This window comes from Roseateles aquatilis, from assembly GCF_002205645.1.
In the GTDB taxonomy this organism is placed as follows: domain Bacteria; phylum Pseudomonadota; class Gammaproteobacteria; order Burkholderiales; family Burkholderiaceae_C; genus Roseateles; species Roseateles aquatilis.
On record NZ_NIOF01000004.1, the window covers coordinates 295,331 to 320,075 of the forward strand.

The window sequence follows — 24,745 nt, forward strand, 5'->3', positions numbered from 1 at the left end:
GAGTCCGGCGCCGCGCAGCCGCGACGCCGGGCGATCGATCAGGCCGCCGGACGCGCCGGGATGTTCAACCCGCGCTTCACCGCATCTCGCGCCAGGAACGCCGCCAGCACGCGCTGCACGTTCTTGAACTCGGAGAACCCGACCAGCTCGCCCGCCTCGTAGAAGCCCACGAGGTTGTTGACCCACGGCCAGATGGCGATGTCGGCGATGGTGAACTCGTCGCCCATGATCCAGCCGCGGCCGGTGACGCGCTCTTCGAGCACCGCCAGCAGCCGCTTTGATTCCGCGACGTAGCGGTCACGCGGGCGCTTGTCCTCATACTCGCGGCCGGCGAACTTATGGAAGAAGCCGAGCTGCCCGAACATCGGCCCGACGCCGCCCATCTGGAACATCACCCACTGCAGCGTCTCGTAGCGACGTGCCGGGTCTTGCGGGATCAACCGGCCGGTCTTCTCGGCCAGGTACACCAGGATCGCGCCGGACTCGAACAGCGGCAGCGGCTCGCCGCCCGGACCGTCGGGATCGATGATGGCGGGGATCTTGTTGTTCGGGTTCAGCGACAGGAACTCGGCCGACATCTGGTCGTTGGTCTGGAAGCTGACCAGGTGCGGCTCGTACGGCAGGCCCAGTTCCTCCAGCGCGATCGAGACCTTGACGCCGTTGGGGGTCGGCAGCGAGTACAGCTGCAGGCGCTCGGGATGCTGGGCGGGCCATTTCTGGGTGATGGCGAAGCGGGACAGGTCCGTCATGGAGATTCCGGTGGGAATGGGGGTGATGGAGGGGGTTCGACGGACCATTCTCCGTGGCCCCGCAGAGACCCTGCGCGACACGGGTCAATGCGGCCCGTGCTTCAGCGCAGCGGCGCCGCGAAGCGGTCCCAGCGCGGCGCCCAATGCGACGTGATGTCGGCGGACACCAGCACCCGATGCGCCTGGCCGATGATCAACCGACGCGGCACCAGGCCGATGAAGCGCGAGTCCTCGCTGTTGTCCCGGTTGTCGCCCATCATGAAAAACTCGTCGGGCGGGATGACCACCGGACCGAAGTCGCGACGGGCGCGAACGTCGGGCAGGAACTGCACCACGCGGCGCTGGCCGCCCCATTGCTCCACCTCGCGGACGCCGCGGACCTCGATGCCGGGCGCGACGGGTTCGGCCACCTCCTCGACCGGCGCGTAGGTCGCGGGCTGGCCGTTGATGGTCAGCCGGTCGGCGCGCAACTCGACCGTGTCGCCGGGCACGCCGACGACACGCTTGATCAGCCGCGTGCCGTCGCGCGGTGATCCGAAGGTCACGACGTCGCCACGCCGCGGCTCGCCCACACGGCGCACCGAGACATCGGTCAGCGGCAGCTTCCAGTCGTAGGCGATGCGCTCGACGAAAACGACGTCGCCCTCCAGGATCGTCGGCCGCATCGAGCCGCTGGGGACCGGGTTCCAGTCCGCGATCGCGGTGCGGAAGAACAGGAAACCCACGATCAGCAAGAGGAAGTTGCGGTTCTCTCGCAGCCAGGACTTGAGGGGGAACTTCATGGGGCATCTCCTGAGAAAAGCGCCGCGCGGATTGCGGCGGGATGGCGAGCGGGCCGCCACACGTCCTGCGACGCAGAGCGTGGCGACTACGCCGTGGAGTGTTGCCGCCACGCCCGGCCTCCCGAACGCTCATGCGGCGGATGGCTGGAATCGGCGCCCCGGTGGCGGCGCGACGGTGGCAGCGCAGCCTGCCCGCAGACGTCTTGACGCCACCTCCACGTCGACCGAACGCCACCCCAACGCCACGGAAACCCGCCAGCAACAATCGACCGACAAGCCCCTGGCCATCGAGGAAAACAGCGCCCTGACCTTCGTCGGCGCCCTCCGGCGACGCTCATAATCGCGCCCCATGCGCAAGCATCTCCTGCACCTGCTGCTGCCCTTGTTCATGCTGCTCTCGCAGCAGGGTGCGGCCTGGCACGAGATCGGCCATCTGGCCGGTTCGCACGGGATCGGCGCACCGGGCTCGATCGGCGTCGGCGGCACTGGCGGCACCACGCAGGCCAGCGCCGACGACCCGTCGACCGGCGCGCTGTGCGAGGTCTGCCTGGCCTTCGACGGCCTGGCCGTGTCGGCACGCTCCGAGGCGCCGACCCTCGCGCTGGCCGAGGCCAGCCATGTGCGCACCCCGGCGCACGAGCCCGGCACCCGCTCGACCCCCGCGCCCCAGCCGCGCAGCCGCGGCCCGCCCGTGACGCTCTGACCCCCGCGTTCCCCTGACCGCATCGCCGAACTCCCCCCGGAGCCGCCGGCTTGCGCTCGATCGACCGTTCTTCAGAGCTTTCACATCATGTCCATGCCCCCTCTGCGCGTGCTCGCGCTGTCCCTGTCGCTCGCCTATCCGCTGCTGCACGCGCAGCAAGCCCGCGCGGACGACGCTCCCGCGCCGTCGCCCGCCCCCGCGGCATCGGCCGCCGCCGGCAACGAACTGCCCACCGTGCAGGTCCACGGCGCGCGCAGCCGCCTGGACGCCGCGCGCAACGGCCTGTCGCCGGACACCGGCAGCACCATCTACAAGTTCGACAAGGCCGACATCGCCCGCCTGCCGCAAGGCGACGACACGCCGCTGAACCAGGTCCTGCTGCAGGCGCCGGGAGTCGTGCAGGACTCCTACGGCGGACTGCATGTGCGCGGCGACCACGCCAACCTGCAGTACCGCATCAACGGCGTCGTCATCCCCGAGGCGATCAGCGGTTTCGGCCAGACGCTGGAGACGCGCTTCGCCAACAGCATCAGCCTGCTGACGGGCGCGCTGCCGGCCCAATACGGCTACCGGACCGCCGGCATCGTGGACATCCAGACCCTGGGCGTCGACGAGAACGACAAACCCTTCGCCGGCAGCGTCGGCGTGACGGTGGGCACGCAACGCCAGCGCGAGACCGACCTCACCCTGCACGGCACGCAGGGCCGGCTGAGCTACGAGTTCAGCGGCTCCTACCTCGGCAACAACCTGGGCATCGAGAACCCCACCGCCACGCGCAACGCGCTGCACGACCAGACGCACCAGGGCAAGGGCTTCGGCGTGGTGTCCTACCTGCTGGACGACGACAGCCGCGTCACCGCGATGTTCGGCGTCACCGACAACCGCTTCCAGATCCCCAACTCCCCGGGCCAGTCGACCAGCTTCAACATCGACGGCACGCCGGACAAGGACTCGAGCACGCTGGACGCGCGGCAGCGCGAGCGCAACCGCTTCGCGGTCGTCAGCTATCAGAGCGTCATCGGCGACAAGGCCGACTACCAGGTGTCGCTGTTCCACCGCTTCACCGACGTCCACTACACGCCGGATCCGGTCGGCGACCTGCAGTACCTGGGCGTCGCCGCGGACATCCTGCGCCGCAACGAGGCCAACGGCGTGCAGGCCGACCTGACCTACCGGCTGGACGGCGCCCACACGCTGCGCAGCGGCCTGTTCGCGCAGCGCGAGCACGCGGCGGCGCTCAACAACGCCCTGGTCTTCCCGGCCGACGCCGACGGCAACCAGAGCAGCGGCACGCCGCTGGCCGTCCAGGACAACGCACGGATCAGCGGCCAGCTGTGGGGCCTCTACCTGCAGGACGAATGGAAGCTGGACCGCGCGCTGACGCTGAATTACGGCGTGCGCTACGACTCGGTGAACACGGTCACGCGCGAGCATCAATGGAGCCCGCGCATCGGCCTGGTCTGGGATGCCACGCCGGCGCTGCGCGTGCATGCCGGCTACGCGCGCTACTTCACGCCGCCGCCGACGGAGAAGATCGACACCACCTCGGTGGCCGCCTTCGCCGGCACCACCAACGCGCTGCCGTCGGACGCCAACACCGCGGTGCGCTCGGAGCGCTCCAACTACTACGACGCCGGCCTCGTCTACCAGGTCAACACGCACCTGACGCTGGGGCTGGACGGCTACTACCGCTCCCTGTCCCACCTGCAGGATGAAGGCCAGTTCGGCAACGCGCTGATCTACTCGGCCTTCAACTACGCGCAGGGACGCATCTACGGGCTGGACCTGTCGGCCAACTACAGGGAGCGCAATTGGTCGATGTACGCCAACCTGGGCACCGTCAAGGCGCGCGCCCGGCAAGTGGAAACGGGCCAGTTCAACTTCGATCAGGACGAGCTGGACTTCATCGCCAATCACTGGGTCCACCTGGACCATGAGCAGAAGCTCAGCGCCTCGGCCGGCTTCAACGTCCGGATGGACGACGGCTACGCGGTGGGCGCGAGCGCGCTGTACGGCAGCGGCCTGCGCAACGGCTTCGCCAACACGACCCACCTCCCCTCCTACACCAGCGTGAACGCCGACGTCAGCAAGCGCTTCGACCTCGGCGGCGCGGGGCCACTGGAGGCGCGGCTGTCGCTGCTCAACGTGTTCGACCGGGTCTATCAACTGCGCGACGGCTCGGGCATCGGTGTCGGCGCGCCGCAGTTCGGGCAGCGCCGCACGGTGTACCTGAGCTTGACGAAGGAGTTCTGAGCGACGACGCGCCGGCCTCGCGCCGGCGCGTTCCGCCTGATGCCCGCGGGCTGCTGGCAGCCGGTCACCCGGCGCGACCGGGAGACCGCGCTCCGCGGTCATTGGTCATGCCGGCGATCAGTTGAAACGCACGGTCGCCTCGAATCCCGGCTGCGCATTGCGCAGCACCAGTTGGCTGCCGTGCGCCTCGGCGACCAGCCGGCACAGCGACAGGCCCAGGCCGACGCCGCCCTCGCTGCGCGCTCGCGCCTCGTCCGGGCGGTAGAACGGCTGGCCGAGTTGCGACAGCGCCTCGGGCGGCACGCCCGGGCCGTGGTCGCGGACCGTCAGGCGGGCGCCGTCGCCGTCGCGATCCACCGACAGCAGCACCGGCCCCTGCGACGGATCGTTGTAGCGCAGCGCGTTCTGCACCAGGTTCCGCAGCAGCAGCTGCACGCGTGTCCGGTCCAGCTTCAGCACCGGCACGTCGCGGTCGACGCGCAGCGCGACGCCGGGCTGGTCCTGCTCCCGCGCCAGCGCGCCGAGGTCGCAGTCCGACACCTGCAGCGCGCGGTGGCCGCTGCCCAACCGCTCGCTCTCCAGCAGCGCGGCGATCAGCTCCCGCATCTGTCCGAGCTCGTCCAGCAGCGCCTCCTTCGACGCCCCGTCGTCCACCAGCTCGGCATGCAGGCGCGCCCGCGTCAGCGGGCTGCGCAGCTCGTGGCTGATCGCCAGCAGCAACGCGCGCTTGCCGTCCAGCATCGCCTGGATGTCCTCGGCCATCTGGTTGAAGCGGTGGGCGAGGTCGCCGATCTCGTCGCGGTGGTAGATCGCCACGCGATGCTGCAGATCGCCGCGACCGAAGGCCTCGGCCCCCGCCGCCAACGCACGCAGCGGCCGGATCATGTGACGGATGCCGCCGTAGGCCACGCCGGTCACCAGCAACAGCAGCGGCACGGCCCACAGCAGGCCGCGCACGCCGTCGTCCAGTTGCATGCTGCCCCAGAGGATGGTGCAGCTCACGCAGGCCAGGACGATGAAGATCGCGATCAGCCGCGCGCCCAGCGAGTGATTGAACTTCGCATGGTGCCGATGCCAGCGCTGATGCCAGCGGTTGCGCGCCCGCATGTGCCAGCGCCAGCCGCGCGCGCGCGGAAACGGAATGCCCTTGGCCTCCATCTCCGCCCAACGGCGGAACTGCTGGATGTGGCGCATCTTGCGCAGCTGATGCTGGTGCGCCTCGCGCCACCGCTCGCGCTGGAGGTCCTCGCGAGGATCCCATCGCGCGTCGCCGCCGCGCGGGCCGCCGCGCCGCTTGTCTCGCGGGTCGCCACGCGGGTCATCGCGAGGATCGCCGCGATGGGACGCGTCGCGCGGATCATGCGGATCGCGCGGATCCCAATGGTCGTAGGGGTGGCGCGGCCCCTTCACGATGCATCCTCCCCACGCGATGGCAACGCGAAGCAGTAGCCCGCGTTACGCAGCGTCTTGAGCGCTTCCAGCGGCTCGAGCTTGCGGCGCATGCGGCTCACCAGGATGTCCACCGCGCGGGTGAACAGGTCGGCTTCCTGACCGCGCAGGCGGTTCAGGATCTCGTCGCGCGAGAACACCTTGCCGGGTTCCTTCGCCAACATCAGCAGCAACTCGTACTCGGTGCTGGTCAGCTCGACGGGCCCGGACGCGCAGCTCACCTGGCGTCGCGCGGTATCGATGTCCAGCCCCTCGAAGCGCAGCAGCGTCGTCGGCGTCGCGGCCGCCGGCGCGAGCCGCGCGCGGCGCAGGATGGTCTGCAAGCGCGCGGCCAGCTCACGCGGCTCGAACGGCTTGGCCAGGTAGTCGTCGGCGCCCAGCTCCAGGCCAACGACGCGGTCGGTCAGGTCGCCGCGCGCGGTCAGCATCAGGATGGGGATCTCGCGCCACGCGTCCTGGCCGCCGCGCAACTGCTTGCAGAACGCAAAGCCGTCCATCTCCGGCAGCATGCCGTCCAGGATCAGCGCGTCGAAGCGCTCCACCGCCAACCGCGCCAGCGCGGCGCTGGGCCGCGTCACGGCGACCAGCTCGAAATCGAAACGCGCCAGGTAATGCGCCAGCGGCGCGGCCAGCGCCTCGTCGTCATCAATCAACAGCAAGCGATGCATCGTGTCGTCCATTGTGCCCATGGCGTACCAGGGTGATGGCGCGCTCCGGGCAGGCCTTCACGCAGTGGCCGCAGGCGCGGCACACGTCGGCGTTGGGCGTGAACGCCTGCTGCCAGCCGTGCGCATAACCCTTGAGCTTGCCGATCAGGCTCAACGCCTTGCGCCGGTCCGGCGCCAGGGTGCCGATGGAGAAGACGCCGTAGGGGCAGACCTCGACGCAATCGCCCTTGCCCTCGCAGCGGTTCCGGTCCACGACCGGGCGCAGCAGCCCGGGGGGCTGCCGGCAGTCCCGGCTGTCCATCAGAAGCTCCGGTCGTCGAAGCCGTCGTCGCGCGCGTCGCGACCGTCTCTGCCGCCCCGACCACCGCGACTGCCCCGCTCATCGTCGCGACGGCCGGCGCGGCGACGCAGCCGGCGCAACACGAATCGCAGCATCTGCTGCTGATCAAAGTCCAGCGCGTCGAAGAAGTCCCCGAAAGCCGCGACGAGCGACGGCCCGGTGGCGCGCAGCGCCTCGACCTGGCCGTCGAAGAGCTCCTGCGCGTCCTGGCGCTTGAAGTTGTCGCCCTCGATCAGGCTGGCGACTTCCGGACCGCGGGCCAGCGCCTTGACGGCGCGCCGCGCGGTGCCGAGCTGATCGATCAGGCGCGCGAGCAGCTCATGCTGCGTGTCGCTCAGGTCCAGAAAGGCACTGGCCCGGGCTTGCAGCCTTTCGCCGTGGCGGCCACCGGGATGGGATCCCAGGCCCCGGCCGAAGCCTGCCCACCCATGACAGCCGTGGTGACCATGGCCACCGTGGTGGCCGTGGCGATGTCCGAATCCTCCCCAGCGGTGGGGGAAGCCACCGAAGCCGTCTGGGTGGGCGCCTGGGACGCCGCAAGGGTGCCAGGGTCCATGGACGGGCAGCGGGCCGTGGTAGCCAGCGCCACACACAGCGCCGAAAGGACCGAAGCGATCATCGTGGCCGAAGTGAGGGTGGTGACGTTCATGGTGGTGACTCCAGCGTCGAAACAAATGCATGGTGCAATTCCTCGGTAAAGCCCGGGTGTCCGGGCGGTGAATCCATGTCGCCATGATTCCCATCCCCGGCCTCCGGGGGATCTCACCGCGGTATCGCTGTTTTTCGTTTTGTATCGCCGCCCCTGGTCCGATGGAATGCCTCCGAAGGGGGAACGGGCGCTGCTCCTGACAGCGCGCGGCAGTTGCCATGCCTGCGCGGCCCCCTCTGGCACGCGGCTCGCACCGCCGTCGCCCCTCTACAATCGCCGGTTCACCCCGTGTCCCCCGCCCAGACGACACCGCCCCGAGGCGGAGCCCGCTCATGACCGAACTCGCGAAGTCCTTCGAACCCTCGTCCTTGGAAGCCCATTGGGGCCCGCTGTGGGAGTCCAAGGGGTTGTACAAGCCGACGCTGGATCCGGCCCGCCCGTCGTTCAGCATCCAGTTGCCGCCGCCCAACGTCACCGGCACGCTGCACATGGGGCACGCGTTCAACCAGACCATCATGGACTCGTTGACGCGTTATCACCGCATGCTCGGCCACAACACGCTGTGGGTCCCCGGCACCGACCACGCCGGCATCGCCACGCAGATCGTCGTCGAGCGCCAGTTGCAGGGTCAGGGCCAGAGCCGCCACGACCTCGGTCGCAAGAACTTCGTCGCCCGCGTCTGGGAGTGGAAGCAGCAGTCCGGCAACACCATCACCCAGCAGATGCGCCGCATGGGCGACTCGGTGTCCTGGGAGCACGAGTACTTCACGATGGACGACAAGCTGTCCACCGTCGTGACCGACACCTTCGTCAAGCTCTTCGACGAGGGCCTGATCTACCGCGGCAAGCGCCTGGTCAGCTGGGATCCGGTGCTGAAGTCCGCCGTCTCCGACCTGGAGGTCGAGAGCGAGGAGGAAGACGGCTCGTTGTGGCACATCCGCTATCCGATGGCGGAAGGCGACGAGACGCTGGTGGTGGCCACCACCCGGCCCGAGACGATGCTCGGCGACACCGCCGTCATGGTCCACCCCGAGGACGAGCGCTACAAGCACCTGATCGGCCGGCAAGTGAAGCTGCCCATCACCGGCCGTCTGGTGCCGGTGATCGCCGACGACTACGTCGACAAGGACTTCGGCACCGGCGTCGTCAAGGTCACGCCCGCGCATGACACCAACGACTACCAGGTCGGCCTGCGCCATCAGCTGCCAATGCTGACGATCTTCACGCTGGACGCGACCGTCATCGACACGCTGGACGAGATCCCCGCCGCCTACCGCGGCCTGGACCGCTTCGCCGCGCGCAAGCAGATCGTGGCCGCGCTGGACGAGCAGGGCCTGCTGGTCGAGGTCAAGAAGCACAAGCTGATGGTGCCGCGCTGCACCCGCACCGGCCAGGTCATCGAGCCGATGCTGACCGACCAGTGGTTCGTCGCCACCAGCAAGCCGGGCAAGGATGGCAAGAGCATCGCGCAGAAGGCGATCGACGTCGTCGCCTCCGGCGAGGTCAGGTTCGTCCCGGAAAACTGGGTCAACACCTACAACCAGTGGATGAACAACATCCAGGACTGGTGCATCTCGCGCCAGCTCTGGTGGGGCCACCAGATCCCCGCCTGGTTCGGCGAGGACGGCCAGGTCTTCGTCGCCCATGACGAGGCCGAGGCGCAGGCCAAGGCGCGCGCCGCCGGTTACGCCGGCGCGCTGACGCGTGACACGGACGTGCTGGACACCTGGTACTCGGCGGCGCTGGTGCCGTTCTCGACGCTGGGCTGGCCCGCCAGGACGGTCGAGCAGGACCTGTTCCTGCCGTCGTCGGTGCTGGTGACGGGCTACGACATCATCTTCTTCTGGGTCGCCCGGATGATCATGATGACCACCCACTTCACGGGCAAGGTGCCCTTCAAGCATGTGTACATCCACGGCCTGGTGCTGGATGCGCAGGGCAAGAAGATGAGCAAATCGGAAGGCAACGTGCTGGACCCGGTCGACCTGATCGACGGCATCGAGCTCGCCCCGCTGCTGGACAAGCGCACGCAGGGCCTGCGCAAGCCGGAGACGGCGCCCAAGGTGCGCAAGGCCACCGAGAAGGAATTCCCCGACGGCATCCCCGGCTACGGCGCCGACGCGCTGCGCTTCACCTTCGCCGCGATGGCGACGCTGGGCCGCAGCGTCAACTTCGACAGCAAGCGCTGCGAGGGCTACCGCAACTTCTGCAACAAGCTCTGGAACGCCACCCGCTTCGTGCTGATGAACACGCAAGACCAGGACTGCGGCCTGGTCGAGCACACCAAGGAGCAATGCGCTCCGGGCGGCCCGGCGCACGGCTACCTGAGCTTCAGCCCGTCGGACCGCTGGATCGTCAGCGAACTGCAGAAGGTCGAGCAGGCCGTCGCGCAAGGCTTCGCCGACTACCGGCTGGACCTGGCCGCCAACGCGATCTATTCGTTCGTGTGGGACGAGTACTGCGACTGGTACCTGGAACTGGCCAAGGTGCAGCTGCAAACCGCGCAGGCGGCCGGCGACGAAGCCGCGCAGCGCGGCACGCGGCGCACGCTGATCCGCGTGCTGGAGACCATCCTGCGCCTGCTGCACCCGATCGCCCCGTTCATCACCGAGGAACTCTGGCAGACGGTGGCCCCGATCGCGGGCCGCAAGACGACCGACTACCTGGTGACCGCGCCCTACCCGATCGCCCAGCCCGAGCGCATCGACCCGATGGCCGTGGCCTGGGTCGAGCAGTTGAAGGCGCTGGTGGGCACCTGCCGCAGCCTGCGCGGCGAGATGGGCCTGAGCCCGTCCGACCGCGTGCCGCTGCTCGCCACCGGCGACCTCGGTTTCCTGCGCGAGGCCGCGCCGGCGCTGAAGGTGCTGGCCAAGCTGCAGAGCGTCGACCTGATCGAGGACGAGGCCGCCTTCAACCAGCAGAGCGCCATGTCGCCGGTGCTGGTGCACGGCGCCGCGCGACTGGCGCTGAAGGTGGAGATCGACGTCGAGGCCGAGCGCGCCCGCATCGGCAAGGAGATCGCGCGCCTGGAAGGCGAAGTGGCCAAGGCCACCGCCAAGCTGGGCAACGAGAGCTTCGTGGCGCGCGCGCCGGCGGCCGTGGTGGCACAGGAGCGTCAGCGCATCGCCGACTTCAGCGCCACCGTGATTCGGCTAAAAGATCAGGCAGCGCGCCTGGGTGCGTCGGCCTGAAGTCGGGCTGCGCCGCCGGCACGGCCAGGATCTCCGAGATCCGCCGCGCCACGCTCCAGGCGGCGCGCATGCGTGACTCCCGCGTGGTCGCCGCCACGCGCGGCGTGACCTGCAGGCCGGGCGCCCCGTGCAGCGGGCGTCCGGCTTCCATCAGCCCCGGCTCCATCAGGTCCAGCCAGGCCGCCAGCAGGCGGCCGCCGTGCAAGGCATCGGCGAGCGCCTGCTCGTCGAACAGCGCCGAGTGCGACGTGGACACCATCACCTGCGACGGCTTGCAGAAGCCCAGCACCCGTTCGCCGATCAGGCCGCGATAGCGTGGGAAGTAGGCCAGCTGGATGCTGACCGCGTCGGCCGCCTGCATCAGCTCGCGCAGGCCGTAGGGCTCGATGCCCCATTGCGACCAGAGCGGATCCGCATGGTGCAGGCTGGGGTCGTAACCGATCACCCGCGCACCGAAAACCGGCAGCAGCGTCGCGAGCTGCCGCGCCGCCGGCGTCAACCCGACCAGGCCGACGGTGGCGCAGCCGAGCTCGCGTCCGACCCATGCGCCGTCCGCCCCCTGCACCGGCACCCGGCGCAGCAGCGCGAGCAAGGCGCCGATGATGAACTCCGCCTCGGCCGACGCGGCGGCCGTGGGCGCGCGCACCACCTCGATGTTGGCAGCGCGGCAGGCGTCCAGATCGATGTTCTCCGCCCCGGCGCCGATGCGGCCGACCGCGCGCAAGCGCGGCGACCGGCGTATCGTCTCGCCATCCAGCGCGACCGAGGCGGGCAGGAAAATTGCCTGGGCCTGCGCAACATGTTCCCTCAGCGCGATCTGGGCGGCCGCGAGCTCGGGCAGCGACTGGACGGCATGGCGCTCGGCCAGCCACTCCAGCACGTCAGCCTCCAGCGGTTCCAGCACAAGCACTGACATGAGGGATTTGGAGAGGATTGTTTGATTTTCTTGCAATGGCGCCATGCAAAAATGCCGGCGCAACTACGCTTTGGAGTGTACGTAAATGGCCCTTATCAACAAGGCAATCTTCCCGGTCGCGGGCTTGGGAACGCGCTTTCTTCCCGCTACCAAGGCTCAGCCCAAGGAGATGTTGCCCGTCGTCGACAAGCCGCTGATCCAGTACGCGGTCGAGGAGGCCTACGCGGCGGGCATCCGCCAGATGATCTTCGTGAACGGTCGCAACAAGCGTGCCATTCCGGACCATTTCGACACCGCCTTCGAGCTCGAGACCGAGCTCGAAGCCGCCGGCAAGAAGGAGTTGCTCGCGCTGGTGCATTCCATCAAGCCCGACGACATGGAGTGCATCTACATCCGCCAGCCCAAGGCACTGGGCCTGGGCCACGCGGTGCTGTGCGCGCAATGCGTGGTGGTGAACGAGCCCTTCGCCGTGCTGCTGGCCGATGACCTGATGGTGGGCAAGCCGCCCATCCTGAAGCAGATGGTGGACCAGTTCGCCGAATGGCAGGCGTCCATCCTGGCCGTCCAGGAAGTGCCGGCCGAGCACACCAAGCGTTACGGCATCGTCGCCGGCGCGCCCATCAGCGATCGCCTGATGGACCTGACCCACATGGTCGAGAAGCCCGCCCCCGAGGACGCCCCGTCGCGCCTGGGCGTCGCCGGCCGCTACATCCTGACGCCGGGGGTCTTCCGCGAGATCGCGGCACAGCCGCGCGGCGTCGGCGGCGAGATCCAGCTGACCGACGGCATCGCCGCGCTGATGCGCCGCGAGAAGGTTTTCGCCTATCGCTACGAGGGCAAGCGCTACGACTGCGGCAGCAAGGAAGGCTTCCTGCAGGCCAACGTCGAACTGGCGCTGGCGCATCCGGAGCTCGGCCCCAGCTTCCGCGAATACCTGAAGGCCCTGGAAATCTGACGGCAGGAAGGTCGAGGCGCTGCAATGCCGGGCGCCTCGGCGCCCGGAGCGCCGGGGCATCACGCTCGTGCCCGGGCGCTCGAAACACAAAGGCCACGCATCGCGTGGCCTTCGTCATTTCATGGCCGCTCCGCACGGCACGCAAGAGGACCAGCGGAAGAGATCAACGCCGCTTCAGCACGTGAATGAAGTCATCGCCCTCGGTGGTCTGCTCGACCAGCTCATTGCCGGTCTGGCGAGCGAAGGCCTGGAAGTCTCGCGTCGAGCCCGGATCGGTGGCGACCACCTTCAGCAACTGACCGCTTTCCATCTCCGCCAGCGCCTTCTTGGCCTTGAGGATGGGCAGCGGGCAATTCAGGCCGCGGGTGTCGAGTTCCTTGTGGATGTCCATGAGAGCGTCCTTGCCGCCGTCGCGCCGGCCCCGGCGGACCCGGGAGCGCGCGCGGCGCGTTGATCGAGGATTCTAGGCGCGCGGATTCAGCCCCTGGGCGGCATCCAGCGCGGTTCGATGCCACGTCCTCGCAGCCACTGGGCCAGCGCCTGGCCCGTGCCCTGCGGCCAGCATTCCAACTGCTCAGGCGGCGTCAGCGTGTACTCCGTCAGCTCCGGCGACAGCCGGACCTCTCCGCGTGCCGGCACGTGGTACGCGATGAGGACCTGGTTCTTCTTCTGGAAGTCGTAGACGCCGATCAGCGTCGCGCCGAGCGCCTCCAGCGAGGTCTCCTCGAACACCTCGCGCCGGATGCCCTCCTCCGGCGTCTCGCCCGCTTCCATGAAGCCGGTGATCAGCCCGAAGAACCGCATCGGCCAGGCGGCGTTGCGCGCCAGCAAGACCTGGCCCTCGCGATCGACGCACTCGACGACGGCGGCGAGCACCGGGGTTGGATTGTTCCAGTGGGTGAAGTCGCAGTTCGGGCAACGCGGTCGGGTCTTGGGACCGCCGTCTTCCGGCAGTTCGATCCAGGCCAGTTCGCTGGCGCATTGCGGGCAGAAGCGGAACGTCATGAGGCGTGGGCGAGCGGAGGCTGGCGAGTCGGGACCCGGCGATCATCCCCGATCGCCGGCGCGCCGTCAGGCCGGGAACACACCGGTCGACAGATACCGGTCCCCGCGGTCGCAGACGACGAACACGATCGTCGCGTTCGACACTTGCCGGGCGATCTGCATCGCCACGCAGCAGGCGCCGGCCGCGGAAATGCCGCCGAACAGCCCCTCCTCGCGCGCCAGGCGACGGGCCATGTCCTCGGCGTCGGACTGGCCGACCAGCACCAGCTCGTCGACGGTCTCGGGCCGGTAGATCTTGGGCAGGTAGGCCTGCGGCCACTTGCGGATGCCGGGGATGCGCGAGCCTTCCGCCGGCTGGGCGCCGATGATGCGCACCTCGGGGTTCTTTTCCTTCAGGAAGCGCGAGACGCCGGTGATGGTGCCGGTCGTACCCATCGCGCTGACGAAATGGGTGATGCGGCCGCCGGTGTCGCGCCAAATCTCGGGACCGGTGGTCTCGTAATGGATGCGCGGGTTGTCGTTGTTGGCGAACTGGTCCAGCACCCGGCCCTTGCCGTCGCGCTGCATCTGCTCGGCCAGGTCGCGGGCGTACTCCATACCGCCGGAGCGCGGCGTCAGGATCAGCTCGGCGCCGAAGGCCTTCATCGTCTGGGCGCGCTCGATCGACAGGTCCTCCGGCATGATCAGCACCATCCGGTAGCCGCGGATCGCCGCGGCCATCGCCAGCGCGATGCCGGTGTTGCCGGAGGTCGCCTCGATCAGCGTGTCGCCAGGCTTGATCTCGCCGCGCTCCTCGGCGCGCCGGATCATGCTGATGGCGGGTCGGTCCTTCACCGATCCGGCCGGGTTGTTGCCCTCCAGCTTGGCCAGCAGGACGTTGCCCCGGGCCGCCAGTTCGGGACCGAGCATCCGTTGCAGCCGCACCAGCGGCGTGTTGCCGATGACATCTTCCAGGGTCGGATAGCTCGTGGGATCGAAGGCGCTTGCATCACTCATGCCGCGCATTCTCTCCTCGGCCGCAAGGCAGTGCGTGGCATAATGCCTTTTCTTTCGCGGCCCCTCGCCTCTCCTTCGAACGAAGGTTCTGGACGACGGTCCCGCGCAGCGGCCCCATCCCAGGGGCCGCGTTGCTGATGAGCCCGGATGGCGAAATCGGTAGACGCAGGGGACTCAAAATCCCCCGCCGCAAGGTGTGCCGGTTCGAGTCCGGCTCCGGGCACCACTCTCAAGAGTGGTGCAGTCTGCTCATCAGTTGACCCCTCCCGTTCCGCGTTTTCCTCCGCGTCGCTCCGCATTCATCGAATGCGGATTTGACTCGGATCAGCCGAGCCGTCGCGCCGCCACGCAGCAGGACCGGATCTCTCACGACCCTGGCTGTTCGCCGTGACCATTCGACGGCGGTGACGCCCAGCGGTCGTTTGCCCAGGGCTGCGCAGCACTTGCCGGCCTTCCTGCTCCCCTCGCGCCCGCCACGTGCCCTTCGCGCGCGGCTCCGACCACCCACTCGCTCGCCCTCGCTCCGCCGTTCAGGACTTTGAGCCACCACTTTCACGTCAATCCGGTGAGGCCCGTTTTCCTGCCTGAACCAACATTGACCAGTTATGCAATAGCAAACATTAATATACTTTCAATAACTACAACCACATATTAATCACACCTCAAAGAAAAACCATCAACAAGTGTTGAAATTGGCATTTTCAGAAAACATCTACAAATACCTTCGATCGAGAATTCATTGACGGATATCATGGCGTGACAAATCGATGCTACCTAGACTGCAGGCATTGATTCACTCTTCAATCCACCCCCCTCCATGCCCGTGCGGCGAAAGGGAACGGGCGAGTTGTCATGCACAAGATCCTTTCTATCCGAGCCTGCATCCTGCTCCTCGCCGGCTTGTATGGCCCGGCCGCAGTACAACCCGCCGCGGCCGAGCCGAAGCGCTGTGACACATCCCTCCAGGCCAACGCGCCATTGACGCTCTCAGCCGCCGTTGATACCGCGCTGTGCCTGAATGCGAGGACCGCCTCGGCGTGGGCCGCGATTGACGCGCAAACTGCGCAGGTCGGTTTGGCGAAGGCCGCGTATCTGCCGACGATCAACGGCTCGATCACCGCGCAAACCAATGCCACCCAATACCCCGGCAGCGACACCCCAGGCAATCGGGTAAAGGGCCACACCAGTTATCTGGGATTGAATTGGCGATTGTTCGACTTCGGCGAACGCGCCGCCAACGAAGCGAGCGCCGTCACCCTGCTGTCCGCTGCGATGGCGAGCCATGACGACGCCGTGCGCAAGACGCTCTCGGACACAGTTCAGGCCTATTTCGCGGCGTTGCAGGCGCGGACCACGCTGGACGCGAAGAAGTACGCCGCGGAGCTGTCGCAGAAGACGGTCGCCGCCGCTCAGCGTCGGGAAGCCAAGGGCGTCACCAGCCGCAGCGACACCCTGCAGGCGGAAACCGCCCACGCCCGTGCACGCTTGGCGCAGCAACGCGCCAAGGCCGATTTCGACAAGGCCATCACCTCGCTCGTGTACGTGATCGGTGTCGCGACCGACACGCCCCTGACCCTGCCGGAACACATGGCCCCGGTCCCGGCGACCGACCTCCCGCCGCTGTCGGAGCTGCTGACGGACGCCCGTGCCAGCCACCCGGCCATCCTCGCCGCCCGCGCCCAGCGCGACGCCAGCGAGCGCAGCATCGCGGCGGCACGGTCCGAGGGCCGTCCCACGGTCGATTTCAGCGTCTCCCGCTATCAGAACGGCTATCCGAATCAGAGTATCCAGGCCACCCGCTCCAACACCGTCACCGCGGGCATCACGTTGACGATTCCGATATTCGACGGGTTCGCCAGAAAATTCAAAATCGATCAGGCCAGAGCGCAGGCCGACAAGAGTGCCATCCAGGCGCTTGATACCGAATACCAAGTGCTCGGCGATCTGATCAAGTCGCATGCCGACGCAGTTTCATCGCTGGAAAACCTGGATGCCTCGAAACAGTTGATCAAGGCCGCCAGCGCTTCACTGGAATCAGCGAGCAATCGGTATGAACATGGCGTCGGCGACATTCTCGAACTGATCATCGCGCAAAACGCCATCGGCGACGCGATGGACGTTCTCGGGCAGTTCGAAAACCAGTGGGATTCAGCGCGCCTGAAACTGATGATCGAGACCGGCCGGATTGACCGCGCGCGTCTCACCGCGCCGGATTCCGCCGCGCCCACCCCCTGACCTTCCAACCTTCCTGAGTTCCCCCAGCCGGCCGGGGGGCGGCGCCAGCCATTCCCCGGCATTTCATCCAGTAACCACCGGATACCCAAATGACCCCCCTCTCCAATCTGAATGCCCTGAGTCAAGCCGAGTTTTCCGCGCTGAGCGCGCAGGACCTCGCGCATGTGCCGACCAGCGCGATCGGCACGCTCGACATGGCGCATTGCCAGTGGTTGAGCAGCGCGCAAATCGCAGCGATGACGGCGTCGCAACTCCACGCCCTGACGGCGCAGCAAATCGGTGTGCTGACTCCCCAGCAGATCGCGGCGATGCATCAGCCGCAGTCGCTGTCCCTGGCGGCGGTCGGCAGCCTCTCCGGGCCCCAGATGGCGGCCATGGTGAACGGCTGGAGCTACTTCAGCGTGGCCTGGCTCAGCGCCCTGACGCCCGCCGCCCGCGCGGGCATCACGGCGCAGAGGATTCCCGGCCTACGGCGCTGGTCCACCTTGCCGGCCGCATTCATCAATGACCTGGCCCCGGCCACCATCGCCGCCATCCCGGCGCTGCGCATCGGGCGCCTCATGGCCACCACCGTCGCGGGCTTGACCGCCGCCACGGTCGCCGGCCTCTCGGCGGGCCAGTTCAGCTCGTTCACCAAATTCGCCGACCTCTCCGAGGACGGCACCCGAGGCCTGCGGGCCGCCGTCGTAAAGAGCTGGACGCCGGCGCAAGTGGCCCTGCTGGCCCACATCGAAGCGCTGGCCCCCGACGCGGTATCGGCCCTGAGCGCCGCGCAGGTGGCCGCCCTGGGTCAGGACGCCTGGCCCAAGGCGAGCGCGGCGTGGCTGAACGCGTTGTCGGCGGATGTGCTGGCCACCGTTCCCTTCACCACCATCGGCCGGCTCTCCGCGACGGTGGCCGCCGGCTTGAGCCCGAGCACCATCCGCGCGATGAACCCCGCGCAGATCGCCGCGCTGCCGGCCTTCGGTTCGCTGTCCCTGGCCGCCGTGGCGGCGTTGAGCCCGGACCAGGTCGCCGCCCTGGCCCAAGGTCTGATCAGCGTCGGCGCCGATTGGTTCAACGCCCTGTCGCCGGACGCCCTGCGCGCCATCCCGGTCGGCAACATCCCCGCTCTCTCGTCCGCGGTCGTCCAAGGGCTGACGGCCACCACCCTGGGCGCGATGTCGGCTCAGCAGTTGGCGGCGATTCCCCACCCCGAGCTCATCTCGCCGACGACCATCGCCGCCCTGACCGCGGCCCAGATCGCGTCCTTCACCATCGACTGGTCGAGCGTGGGCGCCGACTCGCTCAATGCGCTCCCGCGCGATGCCGTGGCCTCGCTGTCGGTGGCGGACATCGGCAAGATTTCTCCCGCTGCCGTTCCGGCACTGGACGCCAACATGCTGTCCGGCATGAGCGCTCCGCAACTGGCCGCGATCCCGTCGCCCGAGCTGCTGTCGACACAGGCCGCGGCGGTTCGCACCGCCGCCTTGGGGCCGGCAGACTGGACGCTGGTGACCGCCGCCTGGCTGAACGCCCAGTCGCCGGAAGTCATCGCGACCTTCGCGCCGACGGACCTCGCCAAGATGCCGGCCGCCGTGGCCCCCGGACTGGTCGCCTCGACGATCACCGCGCTGTCGCCAACGCAGTTGGCGGCGGTGCCCGCGCTCGGCACCCTGTCGTCTCCCGCCGTCGCCGCGATCAGCCCGGCACAGGTCGGCGCAATCGGCACGACGGCCTGGGCCAGCTTCAGCGCCGCATGGCTGAACGCGCTGTCCGCGCAAGCCGTGGCCGCCATCCCGGCGGGCAGCGCGGGCAGCAATCAGATCTCGACCGCTGCCTGCAGGACGTTGAGCGCCGACTTCGTTCGCGCCCTGTCCCCGCAACAAATCTCCTCCATGCATGTCGACGCCTTCTCGACGGCGGCCGTCGCCGCCATGTCGGGCGCTCAGGTCGCGGCGATCACGTTCAGCTTCTACTGGATGAACGCGAGCTGGTTCAACGCGCTCTCGCCGCAGGCCCTGGCCGCCGTGCCAGCCACCGCGTTCTCCCAGATCAGCGCGTCGACCGTGGCGGGGCTCGGTGCTTCGACGATCAGCGTCCTGTCGCCGACACAGATCGCGTCGCTGACGCTCATCGGCTCACTGTCGCCGATTGCGGCGGCCGCGCTGAGCCCGGCACAGGCCAGCACCATCACGCAAGGCCTTGGCAACGTCAGCCCGGCCTGGATCAACGGCCTGTCGGCCGCCACCGTCGCGGCCCTGCAACCGGTCGCTTTCCGTCAGCTTTCCAACGCAACCATCCAGGGCCTGAGCGTCGCCACGGCCTCCGCGCTGTCGGCCGACCAGTGGGCGGCACTGCCCGCCCCGGAGATGCTGTCCACCGACGCCGCCGCGATCCGCAACGCCGTGCTCGGCCCCTGGGCCTCGACGAAGTGGGCCACCCTCGGCGCGGACTGGTTCAATGCCCTGTCGCCCGCCGAGCTGGCGACCCTGCCGGCCGGCGGCCTCAGCCTGATCCCCACCACCGCGATCGCGGGACTCTCGGCCGGCACCGTCGCCGCCCTGTCCCCCCGTCAGATCGCGGCCCTGAGCAATCCGGAGCTGCTCAGTCCCGCGGCCGCCGCCAGCCTGACGGCCGCGCAGGTCAACGCCCTGCAGACCGGCTGGGCCGCGGTCGGCGGTGACTGGCTCAATGCCTTGTCGTCGTCGGCCATCGCCGCGATCCCGGTCGGCGCGATGGCTCAACTGTCCAAGACCGCCGTGGCAGCCTTGGGCGCCAACGCGGTCGGCGCCATGACCGTTGCCCAGTTGACGTCGATGACGCAGCTGAGTTCGCTGACAACGCTCGCGACGCAGGGCGTCTCCGCCGCCGCGGTGCGTGCCATGACGCCGCAGCAGATCCGCATGCTGGTCCACATCGACGGCTTGAGCCCTGATGCCGTCAGCGCACTGACGGCTGCCCAGGTGGCCAGCATCTCCGTCGGCTGGAACAACATGCAACCCGCGTGGCTGAGCGCGCTGTCCACGGACGCCATCGCCGCGATCCCGCCCGCGGGCATCGCCAAGCTGCGGAGCGACTCGCTGCGGGCGCTGAGCCCCGGCGCGATCACCGCCATGAGCATGGCTCAACTGACCGCCCTGGCCAACCCCGAGGTGCTGTCGCCTGACACGATCCGGGCCATGTCGCCCGCGCAGATCGTCGCGCTCTCGCACGTCGAGAATCTGTCGTTCGCGGCCGTCGCGGCGCTCAGCGCCGATCAGGCCGCGGCACTGCCCTCGCTGGCATCGATGCGCGCAGGCTGGATCAACGCGTTGTCGCCGACGGCCCTTTCCGCCATCGCGCCAACCCTCGTCCAGTCGCTGACCCCGAGTGTCGTCAGCCAGCTCACCGCCACCACCGTCGCCGCGCTGACCCCGGCGCAGCTCGGCGCGATGAGCAACGCCTCCTATCTGTCGCCCGCGGCCGTCGCCGGCCTGACGGCCGCCCAGACGCCGGTATTCCTGCCCTCGGACTGGCTGCGCATGGGGTTCGACACGCTCTCCGCCTCCGCCCTGGCGGCGATCCCCACCAGCGTGCTGGGCCAGCTCGACCCGAAGATGACGTCGTCGCTGAAGGCCGCGGTTGCCGCCGCGATGACGCCCCAGCAGATCGCCGCCATGCCGTCGCCGGACACGCTGCCCGTCAGCGTCGTCGCCGCGCTGACGGGGCCCCAACTGGGGGCCATCCTGGCTCGGCAAGGCACACTGCGATCCGACTGGCTCAACGTGCTGCAGCCCGCCGCCATCGCCGTCATCCCGTCCTCGATCGTGGCCCGGATCTCCGATCAGGCCATCGGCAAGCTCCCGGCCGGCACGATCGCCGCGATGTCCACCGAGCAACTGTCCGCGCTGGCGCACCTGGAGTTGCTCGCGCCCTCCGCGGTCGCGGGCCTGACCGCTTCGCAGATCGCGAACCTGCCCGCCCCCTGGGATCGCGTCAGCGGTGCCTGGATCGGCGCCCTGTCGCCGGCCGCCATCGCGGCGATTCCGCTGACCGGCGTCGGCAGGTTCAGCGCCGCGGCTGTCGCGGCGCTGGACGCCAGCACCGTGCGCGCCATGACGGCCGAGCAAGTGGGCGCGCTGGCGGACCCGGCGCTCCTGGCACCGGCCAGCGTGGCCGCCTTGAGCGCCGCGCAGGTCGGCGCCATCGCCAACCACCTGGACCACGTGAGCGCCGGCTGGATCGACGCGCTGTCGGCGCAGGCCATCGCCGCGCTGCCCGCGGCCGCCATCGGCGCCTGGTCGCCGTCGATCGTTCAGGGGCTGAGCACGGCGGTGCTCTCCGCCATGAGCATCGCCCAGCTCGCGGCGATCCCGTCGCCCGAGCTGCTGTCGCCCGAGGCCGCCGCCATCCGCGTCAACGCGCTCGCTCCGACGGACTGGGCCCTGGCTGGCGCGGACCGCCTCAATGGACAGACCTCGGCGTTCATCGCCAGCATCGCGGTCGCGGACATCGCCAAGCTGTCCCCCTCCGTGGCACCGGGACTGGCCGCCTCGACCATCGCCGCCTTGACGCCCGCGCAACTGGCGGTCCTGCCCGCGCTGGGTACGCTGTCGCCCGCCGCCATCGCCGCGATCAGCCCGGCCCAAGCCGGAGCGATCGCAGCGGCGACCTGGAGCACCATCACCGCGACCTGGCTCAATACCCTGTCCGCACCAACCGTGGCAGCCATTCCGGCGGGCAACGCGGGCAGCGCCCAGATCTCGTCCGCCGCCTGCAAGGCGCTGAGCGCCGACTTCATCCGCGCCCTGTCTCCGAAACAGATCGGCAGCATGCACGTCGACAGCTTTCCCGCAGCGGCCGTCGGCACGCTGTCGAGCGCTCAGGTCGCGGCGATCACGTTCACCTTCTTCTACATGAACGCGAACTGGTTCAACGCGCTGTCCCTCGACGGCCTGGCGGGGGTGCCCCCGTCCGGTTGCGGCCAGATCACCGCGGCGACCACGGCGGGGCTCGGCGTGTCGACCGTCGCCGCCCTGTCGCCAGCGCAGGTCGGGTCGATGAAGTACGTCGGCTCGCTATCGCTTGGCGCCGTGGCCGCGCTCAGTCCGGCTCAAGTCGGCGCCCTCTCCCAAGGATTGGGCGGGGTGAATGCATCGTGGCTCGGCGCGTTGTCGCCAAGCGCCTTCGCGGCCTTGCCGCCAGCGGCACTGGCCAGCCTGTCGACCTCGGTCCTCGCGCAACTGAGCACCGCGATGGTGTCCCAGATGTCCATCGACCAATTGGCGGCCCTGCCTTCAGCCAGCCTGTCCTCGGACGCCAACGCCGTGCGCAGCGCCGCGCTCGGTCCGTGGGCCTCGGTGACGTGGACTCAAGTCGGCGCGGACTGGATCAATGGCCTGTCGCCGAGCGACCTGGCCACCCTGCCCGGCGGCGGCATCAGCCTGCTCACCGCCACGACGATCCAGGGACTGTCCGCCGCCACCGTCGCGGCCCTCTCACCGCGACAGGTCGCCGCCCTGTCCAGTCCCCAGTCGCTGTCGACCGGCGCGGTCGCCGCCCTCTCGGCGGCTCAGGTGTCGACCCTTCAGATCGGCTGGAACGCGGTCGGCAGCGCCTGGCTCAACGCCCTGTCGCCAGCCGCCGTCGCCGCCCTGCCCGTGGGCGCGATGGCCCAGTTGTCAGGTGCTGCGATCGGGGGACTGACGGCCACCGCCGTGAGCGCCCTGAGCGGCCCGCAACTGATGGCGATGAAGAACCTCGGCTCGCTGTCATCGGCCGGGTCGCAAGGCATCACCGCTGATGCGATCCGCGCCATGCCCCCCGAGCAGATCGCCCGGCTCTCCTGCCCGCAGGGGCTGAGCGCAGCCGCCGTCGGCGCCTTGTCCGCCGCGCAGGTGAGCAACATCAGCAGCAGCTTCGGCAACATGTGGGGCGCGTGGTTCAACGCCATGACGCCCGAGGCCTTCGCCGCCATCCCCCCGGCCGCGATGAAAACCTTGTACACCGGCGCGATCGGTCAGTTGAGCGCCGCGACCGTCGGCGCCATGACCCTCGATCAACTCGCCTCGCTCACCAACATCGGCCTGCTGTCGGCGGACGGCATCAAGGGCCTGCGACCGGATGCGGTCAAGGCATTGACGATCGACCAGTTCCGAGCCTTGTCGTCGCCCCAGTCGCTGACGCCCGACGCCGTGGCCATGCTCACCGCGGCGCAGATCGCGGTCATCCAGCCCGGTGCCTGGAGGGCGGTAAACGGCGCCTGGCTCGGCGCCCTGTCCGCGCAGGCCTTCGCCGCCGTGCCGAGCAATGCGTTTGGCAACTTCGGCGCCTCCGCGCTGCGGAGCCTGACCGCCGCGCAGGTCCAGGGCATGACCGTGGAGCAGTTCGCCGCGATCGCCGATCCCGAGTGGATCCCGTTGTCCGCGGTCGCCGGCATCCGGCCGGACCAGTTGCGTCTGGCAACGGACTGGGACTCGGTGAGCGCACGTTGGCTCAACGCCCTGTCCACCGATGCCTTCGCGGCGATTCCCGCCTCCGGCATCAACCAGATGTCGCTGGCCGCCTTGCAGGGTCTTGACGCCGCGCATCGCGCCATCGCCTTGAAGAGCGCCAACGCGATCCATGCCGGCTATGTCGCCACCGGGTCCGGCGACGCGACGCTGAACTACGACTCCGTGCTGGCCATGCTGCAGCAGATGCAGGGCCAGATCGGCGCGGACGGCCTGACCGCCGCCCAGTTCAGCACCTTCACGAGCACGCTGGCCAGCGCCAAGGCGCTGGATGGCACCCAGAGCTACGTGTCGTCGCTGATGTCCAGCATGATCAAGGAAGGGGTCTGCGTGAACATGAGCGCCGCCGCCTTCACTGCGTCCATCAACGAATGGTTCCTGGGCATCGACGGCCATCTTGACTCCGGCTACACCGATGTGTCGGACCTGGCCCTGTTCAATGGTTCGATCCAGCAGGCCGCGAAGGGCGTCAGCCAAGGCGGCATCGGCGACTGCGGCGTGGTCTCCACGCTGGTCGATTTCGCCACCCTGGCACCTGAGCGGCTGTCCGGCCTGATCGGCGCCAACGGCAACGGCACCTACGCCGTCAAGCTCTACGACGGCAACCACAACCCGGTCTTCGTGACGGTGGACAGCACCGTGGCGAACTATGGCACCGCCATCGGTGCCGGCAGTTGGACGCGGCTCATGGAGGATGCGCTCTCCAAGGCCACCACCGACGGCAACAACACCGGCATGTGGGGAGGCGGCACTGCCTCGGGGCTGGCCGGCAACTACACGTTCACGACGATGAACACGCTGACCGGCGGTGGCTACAGCGGGTACGGCACGGCTGCATCGGCCTACGATGCGATCGTCGCGGCCTTCAAGGACGGTTCGAGCCTGGTCACCTACTCGTGCTTCAAGCAGGGCACGACGGGGGCGGATGGCAAGACCAACCTGGTGAACAGCCATGCGTTCGCCGTCGTGGGCATCGATCCGGACAACGGCAAGATCATCTTCCGCAATCCATGGTCGTCCAACCTCCAGTTCGAGCTTTCCGCGGCGGAGCTGGATGCCGTGCCCGGCAGCGGCTACTTCGACATCACGCGCATGCCCGACGAGTACGGCGCCAGCATGCTGTCCGCCTCGATCGCCCAGGCGCAAGCGAAGACGATGTCGATGAATCCGACCGACCCGACCGCGCTGATCCAGGCGATGTCCAGCTTCGACGTCCCGCCCGCGATGCCGACGGCCAGCAATCCTGCCGCCAGCTCGCCGCCGATCCTGGGCGGCCTGGCCTCCCCGCACAAGGGCTGACCCCGTCGCGCGCCGCGGCCGGCTCCGGCCGGCCGCGGCGATCACGCCAACCGAGCCATTGATTCAAGTGCACCGAGCCGGG

General features: G+C 68.9%; 16 protein-coding genes and 1 tRNA gene. 7 read left to right on the top strand and 10 right to left on the bottom strand.

The window, feature by feature from the left end:
- Positions 1-38: 38 nt before the first annotated feature.
- Both CDN99_RS11845 and lepB read right to left on the bottom strand, forming a co-directional pair.
- Positions 39-749, bottom strand: a complete 711-nt coding sequence (locus CDN99_RS11845) for a glutathione S-transferase N-terminal domain-containing protein (RefSeq protein ID WP_088385052.1) — start codon at positions 747-749, stop codon at positions 39-41.
- A 101-nt stretch (positions 750-850) separates the two neighbouring features.
- Complete coding sequence (lepB, locus tag CDN99_RS11850; RefSeq protein ID WP_088385053.1) at positions 851-1,531, bottom strand: signal peptidase I; 681 nt, start codon at positions 1,529-1,531, stop codon at positions 851-853.
- A gap of 349 nt (positions 1,532-1,880) precedes the next feature.
- On the opposite strand from lepB, the gene CDN99_RS11855 reads away from it, so the two are divergent.
- Positions 1,881-2,234 carry a DUF2946 family protein gene (locus CDN99_RS11855; RefSeq protein ID WP_088385054.1) on the top strand — a complete coding sequence of 118 codons (354 nt, stop codon included), beginning with the start codon at positions 1,881-1,883 and terminating at the stop codon, positions 2,232-2,234.
- Positions 2,235-2,321: 87 nt separating this feature from the next.
- Complete coding sequence (locus CDN99_RS11860) at positions 2,322-4,487, top strand: TonB-dependent receptor (RefSeq protein ID WP_375134438.1); 2,166 nt, start codon at positions 2,322-2,324, stop codon at positions 4,485-4,487.
- Between the two features lie 117 nt (positions 4,488-4,604).
- Here the strand turns inward: CDN99_RS11860 and CDN99_RS11865 are convergent, their stop codons facing one another.
- From CDN99_RS11865 to CDN99_RS11880, 4 genes are read right to left on the bottom strand one after another with little or no spacing between them, the layout of a single operon-like run.
- A complete protein-coding gene (locus tag CDN99_RS11865; protein ID WP_088385055.1) occupies positions 4,605-5,897 on the bottom strand; it encodes a sensor histidine kinase in 1,293 nt (430 codons plus the stop codon).
- On the bottom strand, positions 5,894-6,604 hold the full coding sequence (locus CDN99_RS11870) for a response regulator transcription factor (protein WP_088385056.1): 711 nt from the start codon (positions 6,602-6,604) through the stop codon (positions 5,894-5,896). The genes CDN99_RS11865 and CDN99_RS11870 overlap by 4 nt, the downstream gene beginning before the upstream one ends.
- Positions 6,582-6,905, bottom strand: coding sequence for a 4Fe-4S binding protein (locus CDN99_RS11875; protein ID WP_088385057.1), 324 nt, complete (start codon positions 6,903-6,905; stop codon positions 6,582-6,584). The genes CDN99_RS11870 and CDN99_RS11875 overlap by 23 nt, the downstream gene beginning before the upstream one ends.
- Entirely contained in the window at positions 6,905-7,678 is a 774-nt protein-coding gene (locus CDN99_RS11880; RefSeq protein ID WP_141100746.1) for a hypothetical protein, read from the bottom strand. The genes CDN99_RS11875 and CDN99_RS11880 overlap by 1 nt, the downstream gene beginning before the upstream one ends.
- Positions 7,679-7,925: 247 nt before the next feature.
- Between CDN99_RS11880 and CDN99_RS11885 the strand changes: the two genes are divergently transcribed.
- On the top strand, positions 7,926-10,784 hold the full coding sequence (locus tag CDN99_RS11885) for a valine--tRNA ligase (RefSeq protein WP_088385059.1): 2,859 nt from the start codon (positions 7,926-7,928) through the stop codon (positions 10,782-10,784).
- Here the strand turns inward: CDN99_RS11885 and CDN99_RS11890 are convergent.
- On the bottom strand, positions 10,726-11,700 hold the full coding sequence (locus CDN99_RS11890; RefSeq protein WP_088385060.1) for an NAD(P)-dependent oxidoreductase: 975 nt from the start codon (positions 11,698-11,700) through the stop codon (positions 10,726-10,728). The two genes, CDN99_RS11885 and CDN99_RS11890, sit on opposite strands and share 59 nt — an antisense overlap.
- An 85-nt stretch (positions 11,701-11,785) precedes the next feature.
- Here CDN99_RS11890 and galU point away from each other — a divergent pair, with 85 nt between their 5' ends.
- Positions 11,786-12,655, top strand: coding sequence for a UTP--glucose-1-phosphate uridylyltransferase GalU (gene galU, locus CDN99_RS11895; RefSeq protein ID WP_088385061.1), 870 nt, complete (start codon positions 11,786-11,788; stop codon positions 12,653-12,655).
- A gap of 163 nt (positions 12,656-12,818) precedes the next feature.
- Here galU and CDN99_RS11900 read toward each other — a convergent pair whose 3' ends face one another.
- From CDN99_RS11900 to cysM, 3 genes are all read right to left on the bottom strand, one after another.
- Positions 12,819-13,046, bottom strand: coding sequence for a sulfurtransferase TusA family protein (locus CDN99_RS11900; RefSeq protein ID WP_088385062.1), 228 nt, complete (start codon positions 13,044-13,046; stop codon positions 12,819-12,821).
- 86 nt (positions 13,047-13,132) lie between these two features.
- Positions 13,133-13,660: an NUDIX hydrolase gene (locus CDN99_RS11905; protein WP_088385063.1), complete on the bottom strand. Its 528-nt coding sequence runs from the start codon at positions 13,658-13,660 to the stop codon at positions 13,133-13,135.
- A 66-nt stretch (positions 13,661-13,726) separates the two neighbouring features.
- On the bottom strand, positions 13,727-14,656 hold the full coding sequence (gene cysM / locus CDN99_RS11910) for a cysteine synthase CysM (protein WP_088385233.1): 930 nt from the start codon (positions 14,654-14,656) through the stop codon (positions 13,727-13,729).
- A gap of 141 nt (positions 14,657-14,797) precedes the next feature.
- Between cysM and CDN99_RS11915 the strand changes: the two genes are divergently transcribed.
- The 3 genes from CDN99_RS11915 (at position 14,798) to CDN99_RS11925 (ending at position 24,663) form a co-directional block, all read left to right on the top strand.
- Positions 14,798-14,882: transfer RNA gene (locus CDN99_RS11915), tRNA-Leu, on the top strand.
- Between the two features lie 626 nt (positions 14,883-15,508).
- The gene (locus CDN99_RS11920) at positions 15,509-16,891 is read left to right on the top strand and encodes a TolC family protein (RefSeq protein ID WP_088385064.1); all 1,383 of its coding nucleotides are present in this window, start codon (positions 15,509-15,511) and stop codon (positions 16,889-16,891) included.
- Positions 16,892-16,980: 89 nt separating this feature from the next.
- Complete coding sequence (locus tag CDN99_RS11925) at positions 16,981-24,663, top strand: hypothetical protein (protein ID WP_088385065.1); 7,683 nt, start codon at positions 16,981-16,983, stop codon at positions 24,661-24,663.
- Positions 24,664-24,745 lie beyond the last annotated feature (82 nt).